We start from the raw sequence: 2,380 nt of genomic DNA, 5'->3' as shown, positions 1-2,380 counted from the left end.
GAGCACCACGGCACACGCCCAGAACGACCGTACGTCCGGAAACCAGACCCCGGGGCCGAACAGGTCGCGCAGCCCGCTCTGCAACGGGCCCGGATGGTCCAGCAGCCCGATGTAGACGAACCCCATCACGTAGGCCGGCACGGCCAGCGGCAGCACCAGCAGCCACGAGAACCACCTCTGACCCGGGAACTGGTGACGCCCGACCAGCCAGGCCAGTCCGGCCCCCAGAATGATGCTCCCCGTGACCACGACCGTGACCAGGGACACGGTCGTCAGCATCATCGGGCCCAGGCCCAGGTCGACCAGGAACGCCCACACCTGCCGGTCGGGGGTGAGCAGCGAGCCGACCACCAGCAGGACCGGCACCGTGGTGAGCAGGGCCAGGCCGAGTACCACGAGCTGCCACCGGCGGCGTCCCTCGCGGCGCGACGGAGTCCGGCGGCGGCCGCGGGCGGGTCGCACGCCGTCCGGTGCCCGAGCGGAGGAGAAGGCGGGGACCGGGCTCATTCGTATCCCGCCCGGGCCATGAGCTCGATGGCCGCCTCGTTCAGCTCGGCGTAGGCGACGGCGTCGATGTCCTGAGCGGTGAAGTCGCCGAAGTCCGCGATGACCGGGACCGGCTCGACGTCGTCGTTGACCGGGTACTCGTCGTTGTCGGCGACGAACTCGGACTGCCCGTCGGTGGCCAGCCACTCCAGCAGTCGCTGAGCCAGCTCAGGGTCGTCGGCCTCAGCGGTCACGCCCGCGCCCGAGATGTTGACGTGAGTGCCGGTGGTGTCCTGGTTCGCCCAGAACAGCTCGACCGGCAGGTCCGGGTCCTCGTCCAGCTCGCGCGCGAGGTAGTAGTGGTTCACGATGCCGACGTCGCAGCTGCCGCTGGCGATGTTGTCGATGATCTCGACGTCGTTGGAGAAGATCTCGGCGTTGTCGGCCCACCCCTGGACCACCTCCTCGGTCCCCTCCTCACCCCTCTCGGCGATCATCGAGGCGACGAGGGACTGGGTGTACGTCGCGCTGGACTGGCGCAGGCACAGCCGTCCCTGCCAGCGCGGGTCGGCCAGGGCCTCGTAGGTCGACAGCTGGGCGGTGTCCACGCGCTCGGGCGAGTAGACGATGGTCCGAGCTCGTTCGGCGAGCCCGAACCAGCGGTCCCGCGGGTCGCGCAGACCCTCGGGCACCGCCTCGTCCAGGACGCTGGACTCCAGCGGGGCGAAGACGCCCTGCTCAGCGGCGCTGGCCAGGTTGCCGGCATCGACGGTCATGTACACGTCGGCCTGGGTGTCCTCCCCTTCCGCGGCGATCCGTTCGCGCAGCTCGGAGTCGGAGCCGAAGAGGAACTCGACCTTGATGCCCGTCTCCTCGTTGAACTTGATGAAGGCGTCTTCGAGGTCGTAGTGCCGGGCCGAGTACACCCGCACGACCTCGTCGTCACCGCCGACGCAGCCGGTCAGCAGCAGGGCGCTCAGGGCGCCGAGCGCCGCCCACACCCGCGTCGGGCGTGGGGGGCGGCGCCGGACGCTGCCGATGGCGCGCCATGGGCGGATCATCGGCCGTCTCCTTCCGCTCGGGACAGGCGAGCGCCGGCGTGCCGGGCGCCCAGGAGCATCGCGAGCAGGGTCAGCGCCCACAGCGCGTGGCCCCACCAGGTCAGGGGTCCAGCCGCACGATAGTCCGGCAGGGCCGAGCGCAGTGCGGCCAGGGTCGGCGGCGGAGCCAGGTCCGGTGCCCCGACCCAGGTGAGGTCACCAGCGAGGCCGGTCGTGAGGACCCAGGCGTGGATGGCCACGCCGGCCGCGGCCAGCGCGCCGGCCCCGGTCGCCCACCGACGGCGGTGGGGTAGCGCGGGGTGCGACAGGGCGAGGGCGATGAGCATCGCGGCCAGGGGCAGGACCACGACGACCTGTCTCCCCGGCCACCAGAAGCCGTGCATCGTGAGGGCGATGTACACGGCGGTGACCAGGCCCGCCCCCAGGGGCAGGGCGAGCACGGCGAGAGGGTTCGCGGAGATGGTTCGCCACGGGAGCCCAGGGAGCCCAGGCCGGCGGGTCGTAGCTCGAGCTGGACTGACCCTCCCGGACAGCCCCCAGAGCAGCCCGACCGCGGGCACGACGAGGAGCCAGGCGGGTTGCCAGGCCACCAGGCCGTAGCCCTGGTCGACGAACAGGGCTACCCATCGCGTGCTCCGGCCCAGCAAGTCGGGGTCGAAGCCGACGGCGCTGAACTCCCCCCGGGACTGGAAGTGGTCACCGGCGGCGTAGGCGGTCCATCCGCCGTAGACGAGGCGATGCACCACGATCCAGCCCACCGCGGACAGCGCCAGAGCCGCCGCGGTGACGGCGGCGAGCCGTCTGCTCGCTCGGGCCATTCGCAGCAGGCCGAC

Annotated in this window: 1 protein-coding gene and 2 pseudogenes; all 3 read right to left on the bottom strand. The window is 71.9% G+C overall.

Going from position 1 to position 2,380, the window contains the following annotated elements:
* Positions 1-507: pseudogene (locus VJ976_RS11430) on the bottom strand (hypothetical protein); the annotation flags it as partial.
* A complete protein-coding gene (locus VJ976_RS11425; protein WP_324100349.1) occupies positions 504-1,547 on the bottom strand; it encodes an extracellular solute-binding protein in 1,044 nt (347 codons plus the stop codon). The pseudogene VJ976_RS11430 and the gene VJ976_RS11425, both read right to left, overlap by 4 nt.
* Positions 1,544-2,380 (bottom strand): annotated as a pseudogene (locus tag VJ976_RS11420) (hypothetical protein); the annotation flags it as partial. The gene VJ976_RS11425 and the pseudogene VJ976_RS11420, both read right to left, overlap by 4 nt.

It is taken from the genome of Ornithinimicrobium sp. (genome assembly GCF_035267225.1).
Lineage (GTDB): Bacteria > Actinomycetota > Actinomycetes > Actinomycetales > Dermatophilaceae > Ornithinicoccus.
Note: the sequence above shows the minus strand (reverse complement) of the source record. Positions and strands in the feature narration are given on the sequence as shown.

What these genes read in the sequence shown, in the direction of transcription:
- VJ976_RS11425 (WP_324100349.1), bottom strand. Translation starts at nt 1,547, where the DNA reads ATGATCCGCCCATGGCGCGCCATCGGCAGCGTCCGGCGCCGCCCCCCA.